Source organism: Mesorhizobium sp. M6A.T.Ce.TU.002.03.1.1, assembly GCF_003997275.1.
GTDB lineage: Bacteria > Pseudomonadota > Alphaproteobacteria > Rhizobiales > Rhizobiaceae > Mesorhizobium > Mesorhizobium mediterraneum.
The window spans coordinates 50,220-67,361 of the sequence record NZ_RZTI01000003.1; the positions used below are offsets into that span (position 1 = coordinate 50,220).

The following is a 17,142-nucleotide window of genomic DNA, read 5'->3' on the forward strand; positions in this document are numbered from 1 at the left end:
TGCTACCCGCCGAGCCGGAAGTACTTTGCAGTCGCGGAGAACTCAGATCGGTTAGTCTCGATCTCTTCGAGAATCTTGGGCAACAGCAGCGCGGCTGGTGTTGGCGCGGAGAACGCCGCAGCCTGGATATCCTGTGGACCGGTGATGACCATTATGATCTGCGGCACGACCTTGCCGGCCGCCTTGTCGGCTGCGCCGAGATCGATCGGAATGTTGAAGGTGGCCTTGTCCGCTTGCGCCAAGATACGATCGTCGAGGCTGAATGCCATGCCCCTGTGGTCGATCAGCAGCACGCTGGACATGAGGCCGCCATGCGTCACCAGCGTGCCGCCGATCGGCGAACCGCTCGGCACCCTCGTCCGATCGAGAACAAGCTGCGGCTTGTCAGCCGCCATCTGGTCCAGAAAGCGCAGAAAGTTGGTGACTTCGCATTGAGCCGGTTCAATGAGGCGGACGCTGATGTCCGGTTCGACATGGAATCTCGCCTGGAAATCGGACATCATTTGCTCGAATGGCGGGACCCCAGTGCCCAATCCTTCGATCTCGACGGCGGTTTCGGTTGCCGATGTCAACGTCGCATAGAAACAGTCGCCGCCGTTGAAGTCGCGCACCCAGGAGACCCGTTGCGCAGCGTTGTCGAGGACATTTTTCGGCGGTCGTCCTAGTTCCGGTTTCGGGACATTCAAGGCGACGGTGGATTCGGGCACCCGCGCGGCCGCCTTGGACTCGGCCGGCTGGTTGGCCGGTTGCTCGGGCTTCCGGCTCTCCATCACGTCGGGCTGGACCGCGGGGGGCGGCGAGGCTTTCTCGGCCAGCGGCACTGGCGCGATCTGGGCTAGCGGCGGAGCCGCTTGCTGGCTGTCGCTGATCACGGTGTCCGGCTGAATTGCCGGCGGTGGCTTTTCGGCTGCCGCTTGTGCCTCGGCTGCCGACGGCTCCAGGGTTTCCTCGGTTGGTGAGGGGACTTCGGCGGGCCGTGTCGGCTCCAACCTTTGATCCGCTGCGGCATCTGTCTGATTTTCAGCTGACGGCCGCGTGTCGGCTGCCGACGGCTCCAAGGTTTCCTCGGTTGGCGAGGGGACTTCGGCGTGCTGTGTCGGCTCCGGCATTTGATCCGCTGCGGTATCTGCTTGATTTTCAGTTGGCGGCGCAGCGGCCTCGGTTTGCGACTGCTGAGGTGGAGCTACTTTTGCCGGCTCATCGCCCGGCGGATTCGCAGCTTCTTCCGATGGGGCCGGAACTTTTGGTGCCAAAAGCAATGTATCGGCGGCGGTCGGTGTGGAAGGCGTCATCAAGCCAGTCAGATAAATGCCTGCACCGGACGCTACAGCTAACGTCGCCAAGGCAGCGATCGCGATGGATCGGGTCTTGGCGGACTTTCCAGGGACATTAGGCAAAACCGCCCGAGGAGGACCGGCAACTGCCGAAGGCCTCGGTTCGGACAGATGCGCCGGCCGGACATGCGGAACGAAGACCCGCTCGCCGGGAGCCGCCGGAGGCTGACTTTGGAGCTTGGGGCCAGGCGCGACGGTTCCCCCCCTTCGCGGCAAACCCGTCCGGTCTCGGGGTGTGATCGACGCTGGCGGCGTTGTCTCCTCATCCGTGTCGTCGCGTGTCATCCTGGCGATGTCCGCCATGCTGATCGGCCGGTCTTGTGGATCCGGCTGCAGCATGGCTTCAACAATTCCACGAAAATCGGCGTCGATGTCGGATAGGTCCGGGACAGTTCGGCGTTTTTCCACGATCTCGAACTGGGAGCCGCCCATGTCGATCGGTTTGCCGCGTAGAGCAGCAGCCAGCACCAACCCCAGGCTGTAGATGTCGGATTGCTCGCTGACATCGCCACTGTAGAGCCCGAGTTGTTCGGGAGAAACGTAGTTGTACTTTCCCGCGAATTTTCCGCCGATCAGGGTCTCGCCGCCGACGGTCGCCGATCGCGCGATGCCAAAATCGATGATCTTTGCGCGTTCGACCCGGCCTCCTGGCAGGATGATGTTATCCGGGGAGAGGTCGCGGTGTATTGCTCCCGCCTGGTGCACGGCGCTCAAGCCGGAAGCCAGACGATGGCAGAGCTTGCGCACGTCTTCCGTCGGCATCGGGCCACGTCGCATAACATCGAACAGCGATTGGCCGTCGACGAATTCCATAGCGAGGTAGGGGCGACCGATGCCGGGATCGATCGTGAAGACGTGATACCGAACGACTGCGTCGTGCGACAGGTGATTGAGGATCGACGCTTCCTTGCGGAACAGGGACAGGATCGTCTGATCACGGGCGAACTCGGGCAAGACGATCTTGATCGCGACGTGGTCGCCGGTCTGGATGTTGTGGCCACGATAAACTTCGCCCATGCCACCGAATGCGATCCGCTCGTCTAGTTCATAGATGCCGCTGAGTTGCGTGCCTACGGCTGTGTTGGCCACGTTAGGCGATATCCGCGTCTTGTCGTCGGCGCTCATCAGCCTCAACCTTCCGCTCTGGACGGATCAGGATGGGTCCAACTGCGCCCGTCTCCGATCTTCACGAGCACGATGGTGACATTGTCTGTCCCCCCGCGCGCCAGCACCGTTTGCAGTAGGTTTTCGCATGCCGCCTGAGGTGTCGCCGACACCGCCGCTGCCTCGATCTCGGCGTCTGTGACATGCGCTGTCAGCCCGTCGGTGCTCAACACAAATATGTCCCCGGGCATGATTTCGCCTTGCTGGAAGTCAATGACGATCTCGTCGCTGACACCGACCGCATGCGTGATAACATTGCGGCGCGGCCAGGTGAGCGCTTCGGCTGCGCTGATCATGCCCCTGTCGAGAAGTTCCTGGACTTCGGTGTGGTCCTTCGAAATCTGCGAGATCGAGGCGTTGCGGATCAGATAGACGCGGCTGTCGCCCGCCCACAGGCAGGCAAACCGCCCACCCATCGCCAGCAAGGCGGCGACGGTGGAGCCAATGGTTATTCCGCGAGATTCCGATATCCTGCGGATTTCGGCGTTGGCCCGGCTCAGCCTGTCCTCGAAGCGCGCGCGAAGATCCGGTGCCGAGCTTGCAATGCCGATCGTTGCCAGATGATCGACGATGCTGGCCGAAGCGACTTCCCCGGCATCATGTCCACCCATTCCATCGGCCACCACCCACAGGCCCGTTTCGGGCTCGACCAGATAGCTGTCTTCATTGAGCTCACGGACACAGCCTCTGTGGCTAACGCCGAAGCTTTCAAAGGGAAGGGCGACATTGTTCAATTTGCCACCAAGCGCTTCTCAGGCGTCCTCTGCGGCGCACTGTCAGGCGCTCGCTCGCGCCAGTTTGCCACAGGCTCGAACATTAGAGTATCGAAATCAACGTCCGCGCCTCTGTTGCCGAAGGACAGCGTCACCCTGTCGGGAAGCTCAATGGTCATCTCAAAACGCCTTTGGACAGCTGAACCCAGTAAGCGCGGCAAGGAAGAGAGGGTTGGGGTCCGAATTGGTCTGGATCGTATAGGCAACATCGCGCCCGCCTATCACGAAGCGGGCTTCCGTGTTGCCGCCGGTGCTGGTGATATCAGCCTTGTCCAGCAGACGCTTCAGTGCCCACGGACCGTCGAACTTGATCGCGGACTCACGGCCCGGCATTTCCGGGGCAAGGCTCAGGCTCGCTGACGCGGAAGCCATGCCGCTTGGCCAGGTCACTGTGCTTGGCGCGTTACCCGCCTGGTTGCTTTGGACAATCTGGCCATCGACGTCGAGGACCGCCGTATCGGCGTCGCCATGCAGTGAAAACGGCGTAAAGGTGATGTTGACCAACGGCACCGAACCACCTGAAGGAAAAAAGGCGTTGCGGATTTCCGCGGCCAGCTGGAAGTTTTTCAAGGTCGACTTCGACAGGTCGCGCCCAAACCGCGCATCCTGTTTCCAGCTCCAGTCCTGGCCGGTCATGTCGATCAACGATGCGAGATTCTGTGCAAAGAACCGGTCCATCAGCCCGCCTGGACCGAACAGTTTCGCGAAATCCGCCATCGCAATATCCTCTGGGCCATTGCTGGCGAAAGGATAACGGCCCGCGACCACCTCCTCGCAGGTGCGCGTGACCGTCTGGCCGAGCATCTGGTTCAAATTCGCTAGCGAGGTTTCTGCGACGTTGCCGTCAAACTCGTCGGCGGTCGCAGTGACCATTCGGGCGAGTTGCTTGGGCAGACGCGAGACATTGGCGCGAAGGGTGGATATCTGCAGCTGCAGATTCATGTTGACGCGTTCCGTCTGCGAAGGGACATCGGCCGCTAGTTGCAGGCTTTGGTAGATGTCGCGGAAATTCTGGGTCAACGCATCGATTGGGCGGCGTCCGGCGGGACCGTTCACCAAAGCCTGGAATGATCTGAATTGCGCTTCGATATTCGCCCCAGGATTCTGGTTTTGCGCGCTAGCTGTCCCTGTGCCGGCCCGGCTTTGCGATTTGCCGCTGGCGATTTGAAGGCCGATGCGGGCCAATCCCCTGGCGACATCTGCAGCGTTCTGTGGCTGGTTTTGAAGCACGCCAGCTTCGGCCTCGGAGCCAAAGCCGTTGCCGGAACCAGCTTCTCGGGTCAGAGCTGTTTCGTCGGCGATCGCTGTAAAAAGCTGGTCGATTGGCGAGGTCGGTGACGCGGCGGCGGACAGCGCGATATAGCGCGGCTTGTCCTTCAGCATCGCCTTGAACTTCAATTTGTCGAGAACGCCGTTCCACGCCGCGGCGAACTCCCTCCCATAGCGCTCGACAAGTTCGGGACCGAGCTTGAGCAACTCCTGATCGATGCCGCCTTGCTCGCCGCCGCCGCCGAGTACCCACTGGTCGTCGACCAGCATCTGCGCAATGCGCGAGAGTTGTTCGAGATAGAAGTTGTTGAAGCCGCCATAGGTGTAGATACCGGGAACGCGAAGCCCTGACAGATCGCCACCATCGACACGCTCGAACAACAACTGCGCTTCCGGGCCGCCTTTCACGGAGACAGAAAAATCGTCCAGCGCTGCCGCGTATACCGCCGACTTGACCAAAGCCGAGGCACGATCGGCAAGGCTCATGCGTCCGAGCGAGCGTTGAGCGGATTCGACAAGTGGCTGGTTGCGTTCGAAAACCGGATCATAGGCGTCGTCCAAGGCAAGCATGGCCCGCAGATGCTTTTCGAGTTGCGCCCGTCCCTCGCGGTTGTTTTCGCCCGGATACCGGTTCTGCTCCCAATCCTGCCTCATCCAGGAAACGATCAACTCGTCGTCGACCTTCGGCGCCTTGCCGCCCAGCATCAGGTAGATCTTCAGCGGTTCATAGAGCGCGGCGGGATCGGCCATCTTGGCCTGGATCGTCCGTTCGGCCTGAAGCAGCAGGCGCGAGCGGAACATACGTTCCAGCGCCTGCCGGTAAGCTGTTTTTGATGCCGAAAGAAGTCGTTCCCGCTGACTGAGGCCGAATGTCTCCTCGATCGGTGTCGGCAAGCCAATGGTGTCGAACCCAGCCGGCAGATCGCGCAACTGGTCGAGCGGGCCAATGACGTTTTCGAGGTCGATATCGGCGACCGTCGTGCTTTTGAGTAGCGGGTCCGCCGTCTCGCGATACCGGCTTACGGCTTGTGTTGTAGAGGCGATCAGCGACCTGTTGGCCGTAAAGCTCAGGGCCAAGGTGCCCAGAGCCGCGGCAGCGATCAATGCTATTGCGCCAAAGCCACCATATCTGGCGATCGCTGCACGCCTTTCAGCCGATTTGTCGTATGAAACCCACCCGGCTTCCGCGAAAATGACGCCGGTCAGAAGATCATGCAAAAAGAAGCTTTTACCGGTGCCGGAAAGATGGGCTTGAGAAGCGCTGCCGAAACTGCGGCCGATTGCGCCCAGCACCTGATCGATCGGCGTACCCTCCTGCGTGCCTGACGAGAAATAGAGTCCACGCAGGCTGACGTTCACCTGGCTGCGGGCCGGATCGAATATGCTGGCGATGAAACTGGCAATACGGCCTTTCAGCGCGCCAAACTGGGCTGGAAAGCCAAAGATGGCTATGCGCACGACCGGATCAGCCTCTTCCTGCAGACGGTCGGCCATTTCCTCCGCCAGGTGTTTTGCCAATGCGTCGAATTCGGCCGGTGCCTCACCGACCATGTTCTTGCTGCGATCGGCGGTCTGGAATGTCGCGCCCCACACTTTGCGGCGGCGCTGCTCGTCGAAATCGCCAAAATAATCCATGAAACCGGAGACAAGGTCGGCTTTGGTGAAGAGCAGGTACACCGGGAACTGGATTTTCAGTGTTTCGTGAATTTCGCGCAGACGGCTGCGTATCTCAACGACATGGACGTCAAGCTGCTGATCATCGAGGCTCATGAGATCGGCAAGGCTGATGGCCAGAATAACGCCGTTTATCGGTTGCCTGGCGCGGTATCTCTTTAGCACCGACAAGAAGGCGAGCCAGCTCTTCTTGTCGCTCTGCGCGTTGGAATCCTGCGTCGTGTAGCGTCCGGCGGTGTCGATCAGCACCGCCTGGTCGGTGAACCACCAGTCGCAGGATCGCGTGCCGCCAACGCCGGCGACCGGCTGGGCGTCCCCCGAACCGGCAAGCGGAAAATTCAGACCCGAATTGACCAACGCCGTTGTTTTGCCGGCACCAGGCGGGCCGATGACGATGTACCAAGGGACCTCGTAGAGGAAATTGCGCTTGCCGCTCGACCGCTTGAGCGCAGCGATGGCCTCATTCATACGAGCCTCGAGCACCTGCGAGTCGTCATCCTTGTCGTCGTTGCGGGCAACAATAGTCTCGAGCGCTTTTTGCGCCTTTCGCATTTGCCAGAAACGAAATCCATAGAAGAGCGTCAAGGTCGCAACGATCACGCCGATGATCGTCACGCGCAGCCAGACGGGTGCCAGCGGGCGGGTATCGGCAAAGCGGATCAATGGGCCGGCAAACCAGACGGCTGCCGCGAACCCGGCCAACGCGATGACGCTGAATATCCGCAGCAGCCAACGCGTCATGGGCGCTTCCAGATGGCCGTGCTCACAATGTCTCCTCCTTGGGGATCATCACATCGACACGGCGATTCTGGGCGCGGCCTTCCGGCGTCGCATTGTCGGCGATCGGCTCGTCCTCACCCTTGCCCTCGACCGTGATCCGCGAAGGCTTGCTGAACCTCGGCGCCATCATCGCTTCGACAGCCTTCGCCCGGGCGACCGAAAGGTCGAAGTTGGATTTGAACGCGCTCGATTTTCGCGGCTTCACATTGTCCGTATGGCCGACGATCCTGATAGGTCCGGGCTCGGGTTCCAGCGCGGCGGCGATGTCTGCGGCAATCGGCTGAAACTCCGGGTTCACCTCGGCCCTGCCGGACTGGAACAACAGGACGTTGTTGATCTCCACCACAATGAACATGCCCTGCGTGCCGACGGCCAGCCCACCGCGTGCGATATCCTTGGCCAGTGCCGAGCGGATGCGATCGATCTGGTTGGTGGCGGCGGGCGGAGTGACTGTCATCGGCACAGCCGACGGCACCACGCCGGCGCGTTCGATGGTGACCGGCGTGGATGGATTGAGCGCCAGCAACCCGCCGGCAATGGCGTCGCCTTCATTGGTGATGAAGACCCGCAAAGCGAAGAATGCCGCCGTCAGCAGCGCCGACGCTGCGGCCGCAATGACCCAGAGCGGCAACCGGGCCGACGACTGTGCGATTGATGCCGCCAAGCTCTGCCAGTGAGGCGAGATGTCTTCGTCGGCGCGCGCCCTGAAATAGCGAAGCGTCTCGTATACATCGCGTCGAACGCGCTCGAGATTGTTGTCCTCGCGTGCGAGGCCCCGATACTGGCCTTCGAACCCAAGCGACAGGCAGGCATGCATCAATTCAAGCAGGTCGTAGTGTGCCTCCGGCGCGGCCAATATCTTATTCAGTGCTTCGTAGAAGCCCGCGCCGGTGGGCTCGACGTGAAAGAACTGCGACAGCATGCTGTGCTGCGCCCAGGCGTCTCGCTTGGGCCAAGGCAGGTTGCCGATGAGATCGTCAGCGGTTTCGCAAAGGGCAAATTTTGCGATCCTGGCGTCTTCTTCGGGAACACCAGCTTTCTGCATTGTCCGGTCGAATTTTTCGATCGCCTCAGCGACATGTTCCGCTAGTTGTTCCGCCTGTCTTTCGACGGGCATGAGCCTGAGCTGGCCGAACAACATCAGCAAAGGCGCCGCCGCGGCGAGGATCGGGTTCGCTGCTGAATATCTGACGCCATCCGTGGCATTCAGCAGGATTTCCTGCTGGATGGCTGGCTTCGGCGTCGCCGCAAAGGAACCGCTTCCGGTCGCTGCGCCGGGATCTGCACCCTGATAAATCACGGTTCCGGATGTCCAGCCCGGCGGCGTGTGCTGACCGACACCCGGATCGAAAACCGTTGAATCCTTAGCCCGCGAAGGACCGGGCTGCCTGCTATCAGGAACAGGCCCTTGAGGAGTTGGCGCTGATTTTTCAGCGGGGCGCGGTGCGCGAATGACGGTCTTGCCCGCTGGGCCGAACGGATCGTCCTTCGAGCTCATCGCCAAACGTCCGTCCACACCTGGTTGCTGCGTGTGCGCCAGAACCGGGTAAAACGGTCCCTGGTCAGGCACAGGAAATGCAGGCGCTGCTGATGAGGGCAGTGTCTGGAGGAAGGTCGGCTACAAAAGGCTATCCCGCCGTAACATGACATTTGCCGCAGACCCCCGGGTCAATCAGCCTTACCCGCTGGCGAACTGTCGTATGTGATCGTAATCTCAGAAGCTGTCGATTGGAACAGGATGCAGTGCTGCGAAAGGATTTTTCTTCCGCCAACTACAGCGCCGTGTCCTTTGGGCTCGCAAAGGACGCTCTAATGCTTCCAGTTGGCGTGTGGTCCGCTCCGCAACCGAAGATCAGCATAGCAAACCGACTCAATTCCCGGGAATGCGCCAGGTTCAGTCTTCCCGACCTATTTTTGCTTGTCGGCTTTGGCATAGGCTTCGCTGAAATAGGCCAGGAATATGTCCAGCATTCCGTTTTCGTGTGTTTCTTCCATGGTCCGCCATTTGGCAACGAAGGCGTCCCAAGCCAGGCTCTTCTTCGATGTGAATGACGCAGGCGGAAGCTTCTTGCCGATCGCCTCGGGCGACAGGTCGTCAAGCAGCCGGGAGAGCGCAGCTTGCATGGCTGCGTAGGTAGCAAATTCATGCGTCTTGAGATCGCGGAATGCGTCTTCGATACTGTGCCTGGCATCAAGATAGCCGGCTCTGCGTCGTGCAAACATGATTTCAAGGATGTCGTCGGTTCCCGGGACGAACTTCAAGGGATTGTTATCGGCAGCGCTGATCATCGTCCGATGTGTGCTCTTGGCCAGTATTTTCGCAGCCGCACGTGCCTTCAGCAACAAGGCCAGTTCCTCGACAACCGTCCGCAGCACCGCGCCGATTTCGGCAGCGACTTCATGCGGATCACGCGATTGGAGCAATTCCGCAGAGATGCCAGCTCCGATCGCGATTTCCCGCAGCACCTCGTCCCTCGTCGAAGGGAGAGGCGCGGGCGGCGAAGACGTCGACACCGGTGCTCGGTGCTCTACCGGATTGAAGAAGGGCTCGCCTCCGAAGTCCAGCGGCCGACCTGACGTGATCGGCATTTCTCGTTGCGTAGAACCGTGCCTGCTTTGAGGATGACCCTCCGTGGTGCGCTCGTCGTCAATCGATACCAAGATGACGTAGCGGCCGATCAGCAACCGGTCTCCATGGTCAAGCCGATGCGGGCCGGCCATGCGATGGGTCGACCCGTTTATGAAGGTTCCATTGCGCGAGACATCGTGCAGCCAAAACGCGCCTGCCTCGTATCGAACGTCGCAGTGTCGGCCGGAGATGAACTTGTCGGGATCGGGCAAGGTCCAGTCGCAGGCCTCGCGCCCGATTTCGAAGCTGCGATCACGAGCTGAGTAGCCGGTCGAAATACCGGCCGGCAGGGAATCGGCATTGTTGATCTGCAGCCTGATGAACATTCAAAAATCGCCGTCGATCGCCTGTCGGGACACTCACCCAGGACTTCCATTATACCAGCAAAATCACGAGCGCGGCGTTACGAAGCTTTCAAGTCGATGATTCGAGAGGTGACACGCCGCAGCCACCGGTCCGGTCCCCTTTGGTCGCTGGAAGACATGTGCTAGGCTCAAGCAGAAACGAGCGGCGGGAGGGGCAAGACCCATGCCGGACGAACGCGCCACGGTTGTGCAGACGCCGCTTGGCGCTGACCTGTTGACCTTCACGCATCTTGTCGGGCGCGATGAGATCAGTCGTTGTTTGGCCTATACGGTCGGGTTCGTGAGCAGCAGCCCCGATATCGATCCGCTGAAGATGCTGGGCGGTGCCGTATCGATCGAAGGTGAATCCGATCCGAAACGCTGGTTCAGCGGGCTTGTGTCCGAGTTTCGGCTCACCCGGATCGAGGACCGCCTAGCGTACTACGAAGCAGCCATCAGGCCCTGGCTCTGGTTTCTCGGCAATACGACCGACTGCCGCATTTTCCAGAACATGAGCGTCATCGAAATCGTCGAAGAGGTTTTCTCGAAATACAGCACGGCGAAATTCGAGAAACGCCTGCAGGGTTCTTATCCGCCGCGCGAGTACTGCGTGCAGTACGACGAGACCGATCTCGATTTCGTGCAGCGGCTGCTGGAGCACGAAGGCATCTTGTATTTTTTCGAACATGACGAGGGCAAACACACGCTTGTGCTGGTCGATGCCATGAACAAGCTGAAGCCCGCGCCGGGCTACGAAAAGGTGCCATATCACTTCGAAGGGCAGGGCTCCCGGCGCGATGTCGAATACATCACCGAATGGATTCCAGGCAGCTCGGTGCGGCCGGGCGCCTATGTCCATACCGACTATGACTTCAAGAAGCCGGGCGCCGACCTCACGGCCAAGTCGGCCCAGCCGTTCGGCCACAAACTGGCCGCTGGCGAGAATTACCGCCAGCCTGGTGCGCATCTCGAAGTCGGTCGCGGCGACAGCCTGGCCGCGATCCGGCGCGAGGAAATCCAGGCCGTGCACCAGCGCATCGCCGCTGTCGGCACCGTGCGTGGCCTCTATTCCGGCTGCACGTTCAAGCTTGACGGCTTCCCGCGCGAAGACCAGAACCAGGAGTATCTGGTGGTCAGCGCCGAATACAGGCTGTTTGATCCGGGCTACAGAGCCCATGCCGACGTCGAAAGCGAGAACTTCAAGGTGATCCTCGGCGTGGCGCCGACCGCCTTGGCCTATCGCCCGCCACGGATCACGCCACGACCGATCATGCGCGGCCCACAGACGGCGACGGTGGTCGGTCCATCAGGCGAGGAGATATTCACCGACAAATATGCCCGGGTGAAGGTCCAGTTCCACTGGGACCGTCTGGGCAAGAAGGATCAGAACAGCTCCTGTTTCGTGCGGGTCTCGCAGACCTGGGCCGGCAGCGGCTGGGGTTTCATCCAGATACCGCGCATCGGCCAGGAGGTCATTGTCGATTTCATTGAAGGCGATCCGGATCTGCCGATCATCACCGGCCGGGTCTACAATGCCTCGCAGATGCCGCCCTACGGACTGCCGGGCAGCGCCACGCAATCCGGCTGGAAATCCGACTCTTCGAAAGGCGGCGGCGGTTACAACGAGCTGATGTTCGAGGATAAGGCCGGCTCCGAACTGGTCAATTTCCAGGCACAGAAGGACCACAACCTTCTGATCAAGAACGACCGCACCAAGCTGGTGCAACACGACCAGTCCGACCGCATCGACCACGACGCCAAGCACTCAGTCGGCCACAACCTCGACGAGGACGTCGGCAACAACAAGACGGTCAAGGTCGGCGTCGACCAGACCACGGATATCGGCAACAACGACACCGAGACGGTAGGCGTGAACCGTTCGCTGACCGTCGGATCGAACGAGACGATCGGTATCGGGTCGAACTCGACTGAGACGATCGGGTCCAATCACACACAGACTGTCGGGTTAGTCCAGACGATCACAGTAGGCGCGGCGCGTGTCGATTCAGTGGGTGCAGCGGAAACCCGAAGCGTTGGAGCCGTCCAGACCAATCAGATCGGCGCATCGCGGTCGATGACGGTGGGGGCCGGACAGACTCACACGATCGGAGCGGCGGACAACTGGACAATCGCCGCCGCCCAGAGTGTTCAGATCGGCACGGACCAGAGTTTCGCCATCGGCGGAGCGCAGTCGTCGCAGATCGGCAAAGCCAGGTCAGCAAAGATCGGCGCTGACGACGCAACCGATGTCGGAGGCGGGCATGCGCTCAAGATCGGCAAGGGCAGCGGAATCCAAATCGCCGAAGACAGTTCGATCAAGGTCGGCAAGAATCTGGTGATCGAGGCGGGCGACTCGATCACGCTCAAATGCGGCGACGCGTCGATCACTATGAAAAAGGATGGCACCATTGTTGCCGACGGCAAGGACATTACCATCAAGGGCAGCGGCAAGATTAATATCAAGGCCGGTGGCGACGTGGTCGTCAAGGGAAGCAACATCCACAACAATTGAGGGCGTCATCATGGAAGTGCTGGATCGTATCGACGGCGTCGTGATCGGCCTGCTGATCGGTTTCGAAGACGGCGCGCCGCTGGTTGTCTTCGTCGGTAATCCGCGCGAGACCGCGATTGCGGCGCGCAGTCTGGCGGAGCTGGACGTCTCGGCGGTCGGTTCGGAACTGGCTCTCCTGTTCGAGGATGGTGATCCGACGCGGCCGCTGGTCGTCGGACGCATCGTCGATCCGCCTCACAAGGAGAGGAAATTGTCAGTTGTCCGCGAAGGCGATCGTGTCGTCATCACCGGAGAAGAACGTATAGAACTGCGCTGCGGCCTGGCATCGATCATCCTGGAGAAGGATGGGCGCATCACAATTCGCGGCAACCAGCTAACGAGCCACGCCAGCGGCACCAACCGCATCCGTGGCGGAGCCATCCATCTCAACTGAGGCGTTCACGATGCAGCGGATCGCGTCTATCGCTGCCATGGTGGACCAGCACGCCAGCGACGCGGCCTTCCTCTGGTTTCGTCGCCGCCGTGAAATCGATGGTCCGATCCTGGGCGAAACCGATATCGGCCGCATCGACCAGCGCCTGAATGCAAATCTCGAAGGGCTGATGGCTTCCGGAAAGGCCGGCTGGGAGGCGGCCCAGGCGCATTTCGCCGATTATGCCGAGCCCGGCGAGCTTTTCGTGCTCGGCGTGCTGGCGTTGCGCTGGGGCGAGGCCGAAGCCGTTGCCTCGGCGGTCGACGCCGCGGCGACGCTGGGCGAGGTTGGCGTGTCGGGCCTGTCCGGCGCGATAGCGCGCACGCCGCGCGAAAATCTGAGTCCGTTGGTGGCGGAATGGCTGGACGCGCGCGATGCGCGGCTGCGCGGCCTCGGCCTCGCGGCACTCTGGCATCATCGCGTCGATCCCGGTGCCCGCCTCGGCGATTTGCTGAGCAATCCGGACCCGGATGTTCGCAGGCGTGCGTTTCGGCTTGCCGGCGGGCTCAAACGGCGCGACCTCCTTCCGGCGGTGCTGGACGGACTTGACGGCGACACGTCGAGGGAACGCCTGACGGCGGCCCTTGCTGCTTGCCTTCTTGGCGAAACGCGCTCGGCCAACCCGGTGCTCGACCGGATCGTGCTAGCCGAGCCCGATCTGGCCGCCGCGGCGATCGAGTTGCGCCTGCTGACGACGCCCTTGAAGACCGGCAAGGCGTGGCTGCAGGAACGTCTGAAGCAGCCTGCCTTGCGCGCCACCGCGACAGCGGCAATCGGCCTCTTTGGCGACCGGTCGGTCATGCCCTGGCTGATCGCCAAGATGCGGGAACCCGACCTCGTATTCGCTGCCGGACTTGCGCTTCGCGATCTGTTCGAGGTGGATTTCAACGACTCCGACCTGTTCACGACGGACCCGTCCTTGCTTGGTAAGGACTTCGAATCCCTCAACGAAACACCGCTTCCGGTCGCGGATCGCGTAGCGGAATGGTGGGACGAGGGGCGCGGCGGGCGCAATCATGCACTCTTCCACTCGATGCGCAGACTTCGGCTGGATGCGTTGCGCGCAGCACTCGCCGAGCCGGACGCGCCGCTGACCGATTGGCGCAGGACGCGCCGGTTCCCGGCCTGGATGTGAACGAACAACGTTTTGAGTTCAGCGGCGGGTCATGCCGGCCATCACCGCGGCGGCGCGCAGGCCGCCTTCGGAAGCCACCTCGCAGATGGCGGTCGGCCCCGGCGCATAGTCGTTCACAAAACTGTCAGCCGCCAGCATCAGGGCCATCGCCCCTCCGGCAGCGCCGATATCGCCGATCGTCATCGCCGGATAGGCGGTGGGCAGGATTTCACGGCGGGTGCGGTAGAAGCGGGGACGGGCGATCAGCAGTTCCCAGCCGCTGTACCGCTCGCCGTTGCCGTTGCTGACGACGAAATTGATGTTTGGTTCCGATGGTCCCGATCCGCTCACCGCATCGCGCAAGGCGCCGAGCATGGCGCGGCCCTGGCTATAGCGGTCCGAAAGCACGCTGTCAGTCTCCTGGGCTGTCCCGACGCTATGAATGGCAGCCACCACCGCAGCCTTTCCTTCCGGCTCCCGCGTCAGCCGAACGAAAGCGGCGGCCTCGCCAGGCACGAGACCTTGCGCGTTTTCCGCACCTTTGAGGCGACCGGCTTTGCCAAGTCGGGAAAGATCGGTTTCGTTGACGAGGCTGTCTACTCCGCCAAGCAGGACCTGTCCGACGTCTGGCTGCTCCAGCAGTTCCACCGCTCGATCGAGAAGGCCGACGCTTGCCGCCGCGCCACCATCGATCGCACGCGAGGCGGCGTGGAAGCGATTGCCGGTCGCCTTGATCACGGCCGCAAGAAAGCCGGATGGCGGGATATCGTTGTATGCCGGATGATTGCGGAAGCTTTCGGGTGGGGCAAGCAGGATCGCCGTAGCCGCCGGGCCGGCCATACTTGTTCGCAACGCCTCGACAATGGCGCGCGACGCCATATTGACGAGCCATGCGCCGTCGTTGGCGCGCAATTGCCAATGGACAGGGATGCGCGCAACGATCTGGATGGCGCCCATGGGATCGATGAGGTCAATTTCCTCGAAAGCCGACAAGCTTGCCCGGATCGCCGCCAAGGTCTGGCTCGCGTCAAGCCCGGCTGCGGTCACCGCACCTGCGCCTGTTATGTAGAGCGGACGCTTCATGGCAGGAATACCGGCTGGTCATGTAACGTGCCGTCGGTGCCGAGTGGGTTAAGATATTGCTTGCGCTTAAAGTGGGCGCTCAACAGGACGGGCGACACATGGCCGAAGACTATTTCGCGCAACTGCGGAGCATTGCGCCGGGTCACGAAAGAAAGGCGGGCCTTCAGGGTGAGACGTCTCAAGTCCGGCTCGATGATGAGCGTATCGGGCTGGAGAATGGCTTCTTCAACGCGATCTGCAAAAATGAGACGCAGCGGCGCAACAATGCGTGGCAGCCGGAAGTCCCAACGGCCGGACGGCGTCATGCCGATCACCGTCACCTGCTCGCCACCGACAAGGCGCGGCACCTGCTGGTCGGCTGGCGCACACATGTTGAAACGCGGGTCGAAATCCTTCGGCGGCAACGGCCACTGCGTTTCGATCCAGGCCTGATCGTAGGTGCCTGCATAGCCGATTCGCGGCTGCCAGCCGCGACCAAGCGCGCCAAAGCCAGCCGGCTTCGGCCGGTCGGAAGGGTTGAGAAAGGGCTCGCCTGGATAAGTGATGTTGGGCGCCTGAGTGCGCACCTGCGTATCGGCCGACGGCGCATGGTGGAAACCGACGCCGACCGGGTTGCGCGGATCGGCGTTGCCATCCGCCGTGGTGCCGCCATAGGCGCGCTCATAGACGATCGGCATGGTGAGGAACGGGTTCGGCGCGCTGTAGCTACCCATGTCATACGTGCGATCGCCGACGACGTTGAGCGCCTTGCGCATACCGCCCACACGAAGGCCAACCTGCGTTTCACGAATCGGCTTGCCATTTGGAGCGTAAGCCGTGCCGTTGACGATGATCTCCGAAGCCGGCTTGAGCGGCACGATATCGGATTCATAACGGGTCGAAGACAGAGCTGGATTGCCGAAGGGGGTGTCGCCAAAGATGACTGGCAACTGCTCGCCGGATGGCTCGAGGTCGCTGCCTTCCTTCGGTGCATGAAAACTGGCGGAAAACATCGCCACCAGCACCTCCTGCCCGTCGGAGTTGACCTGCACATGGGTCGCTGCGGAAAATGGCGTGCGGTTCTCCAGCCATACAGCAAAGGCCATGGCTCAGGACCAATCGCCGTTTTCGTCGAGACCGACCGGCCAGTAGGGCATGCAGGCGATCAGCTGGACCAGTTCCTTCTCACCAGCGTCGACGAGCCACTTCAGCAGAAACGTCTCAGGATAGACCGGTTTGCCGGGCACGAAATCGGTGTTGATCTTGTCGCAGGCCAACCAATACAACCTTACGATCCACACCACTTTGGGATGGGCGGCGGGCCCGGCCCAACGCCGGTTGAACGAGACGGCGATCGCGTCGTCGCGGTCCATGCCTTTCTTGACCTGCGCGTTGACGGTGTCCTCCCACCATTTATCGGCGATGCCGCAAGCAGTGGTGAGGTCAGCAACATAGTCGCCGAAAACCTCCTGGTGTTCGGCCGACGCCTCTTCCAGAGTGCTGCGGCGGATATCGTCGCGCCGCGGCTTGATGTCGCCTGGTTGTGCCAGCAGTCGGGCAATGCCGTCTTCGGTGCTGCGGAGTGTAATCAGGGTCATCAGCAGCTCTCGTCGTCCTGGTCGAGGCCAATGGGAACAAAAACCAGACCGAAGACCAGCAACTCAAGGTCCGGCGCCTTCTCAGTCATATCATAGATCAGGCGATCGATCTCGCGTTCCACGCGCGGCGCCTCGTCGTCGTCCTCGGCACCCCACATCTCTTCCCACGGTTTCGGCGGCCTTTCCTCGAATTCGTCCTCGGCCTCCAGGTTCAATTCCTCGATCTCGAAATAATAGCTGCGAAAAACCTCTATGACGCTCGGATGTCCGGAAGGGCCTGTCGGCCAGCGTCTGGTGGCTTCATCAAGGCCGAGCTTTTCGACCAGACCGCTCCACCAGTGCTGCACCACCGGCTGCACTACCCGCATGTCTCGAATGTAGTTCTTTTGAAGCTTGTCGATCTTATTCGCCATGCCG

General features: G+C 61.3%; 12 protein-coding genes. 3 read left to right on the forward strand and 9 right to left on the reverse strand.

The genetic code is table 11. The features are described 5' to 3' along the window. Positions 1 to 2: 2 nt before the first annotated feature. From EOC93_RS01865 to tagH, 5 genes are all read right to left on the reverse strand, one after another. Positions 3 to 2,459 (reverse strand): serine/threonine-protein kinase, encoded by a 2,457-nt coding sequence (locus tag EOC93_RS01865; protein WP_127203698.1) that lies wholly within the window; start codon positions 2,457 to 2,459, stop codon positions 3 to 5. Between the two features lie 5 nt (positions 2,460 to 2,464). Next, the gene (locus EOC93_RS01870; RefSeq protein WP_126103018.1) at positions 2,465 to 3,232 is read right to left on the reverse strand and encodes a protein phosphatase 2C domain-containing protein; all 768 of its coding nucleotides are present in this window, start codon (positions 3,230 to 3,232) and stop codon (positions 2,465 to 2,467) included. Between the two features lie 159 nt (positions 3,233 to 3,391). After that, entirely contained in the window at positions 3,392 to 6,955 is a 3,564-nt protein-coding gene (tssM, locus tag EOC93_RS01875) for a type VI secretion system membrane subunit TssM (protein ID WP_127203699.1), read from the reverse strand. 22 nt (positions 6,956 to 6,977) lie between these two features. Further along, complete coding sequence (gene tssL, locus EOC93_RS01880; RefSeq protein ID WP_127203700.1) at positions 6,978 to 8,492, reverse strand: type VI secretion system protein TssL, long form; 1,515 nt, start codon at positions 8,490 to 8,492, stop codon at positions 6,978 to 6,980. Between the two features lie 410 nt (positions 8,493 to 8,902). Next, positions 8,903 to 9,949, reverse strand: coding sequence for a type VI secretion system-associated FHA domain protein TagH (gene tagH, locus EOC93_RS01885; RefSeq protein WP_126103015.1), 1,047 nt, complete (start codon positions 9,947 to 9,949; stop codon positions 8,903 to 8,905). A 202-nt stretch (positions 9,950 to 10,151) separates the two neighbouring features. On the opposite strand from tagH, the gene tssI reads away from it, so the two are divergent. From tssI to EOC93_RS01900, 3 genes are read left to right on the forward strand one after another with little or no spacing between them, the layout of a single operon-like run. Beyond that, positions 10,152 to 12,479, forward strand: coding sequence for a type VI secretion system tip protein TssI/VgrG (gene tssI / locus EOC93_RS01890; protein WP_127203701.1), 2,328 nt, complete (start codon positions 10,152 to 10,154; stop codon positions 12,477 to 12,479). Positions 12,480 to 12,486: 7 nt separating this feature from the next. Then, positions 12,487 to 12,912 carry a DUF6484 domain-containing protein gene (locus EOC93_RS01895; protein WP_095486612.1) on the forward strand — a complete coding sequence of 142 codons (426 nt, stop codon included), beginning with the start codon at positions 12,487 to 12,489 and terminating at the stop codon, positions 12,910 to 12,912. A 10-nt stretch (positions 12,913 to 12,922) separates the two neighbouring features. Further along, on the forward strand, positions 12,923 to 14,086 hold the full coding sequence (locus EOC93_RS01900) for a hypothetical protein (protein ID WP_127203702.1): 1,164 nt from the start codon (positions 12,923 to 12,925) through the stop codon (positions 14,084 to 14,086). Positions 14,087 to 14,104: 18 nt separating this feature from the next. On the opposite strand, the gene EOC93_RS01905 is transcribed toward EOC93_RS01900, so the two are convergent. The 4 genes from EOC93_RS01905 to EOC93_RS01920 form a co-directional block, all read right to left on the reverse strand. After that, positions 14,105 to 15,148 carry a hypothetical protein gene (locus EOC93_RS01905; protein WP_127203703.1) on the reverse strand — a complete coding sequence of 348 codons (1,044 nt, stop codon included), beginning with the start codon at positions 15,146 to 15,148 and terminating at the stop codon, positions 14,105 to 14,107. Next, the gene (locus EOC93_RS01910; protein ID WP_164759017.1) at positions 15,145 to 16,152 is read right to left on the reverse strand and encodes a DUF2169 domain-containing protein; all 1,008 of its coding nucleotides are present in this window, start codon (positions 16,150 to 16,152) and stop codon (positions 15,145 to 15,147) included. Before EOC93_RS01910 ends, EOC93_RS01905 begins: the two co-directional genes overlap by 4 nt. A gap of 84 nt (positions 16,153 to 16,236) precedes the next feature. Continuing rightward, complete coding sequence (locus EOC93_RS01915) at positions 16,237 to 16,725, reverse strand: hypothetical protein (protein WP_127203705.1); 489 nt, start codon at positions 16,723 to 16,725, stop codon at positions 16,237 to 16,239. After that, entirely contained in the window at positions 16,725 to 17,138 is a 414-nt protein-coding gene (locus tag EOC93_RS01920; RefSeq protein WP_127203706.1) for a hypothetical protein, read from the reverse strand. Before EOC93_RS01920 ends, EOC93_RS01915 begins: the two co-directional genes overlap by 1 nt. Positions 17,139 to 17,142: the final 4 nt, after the last annotated feature.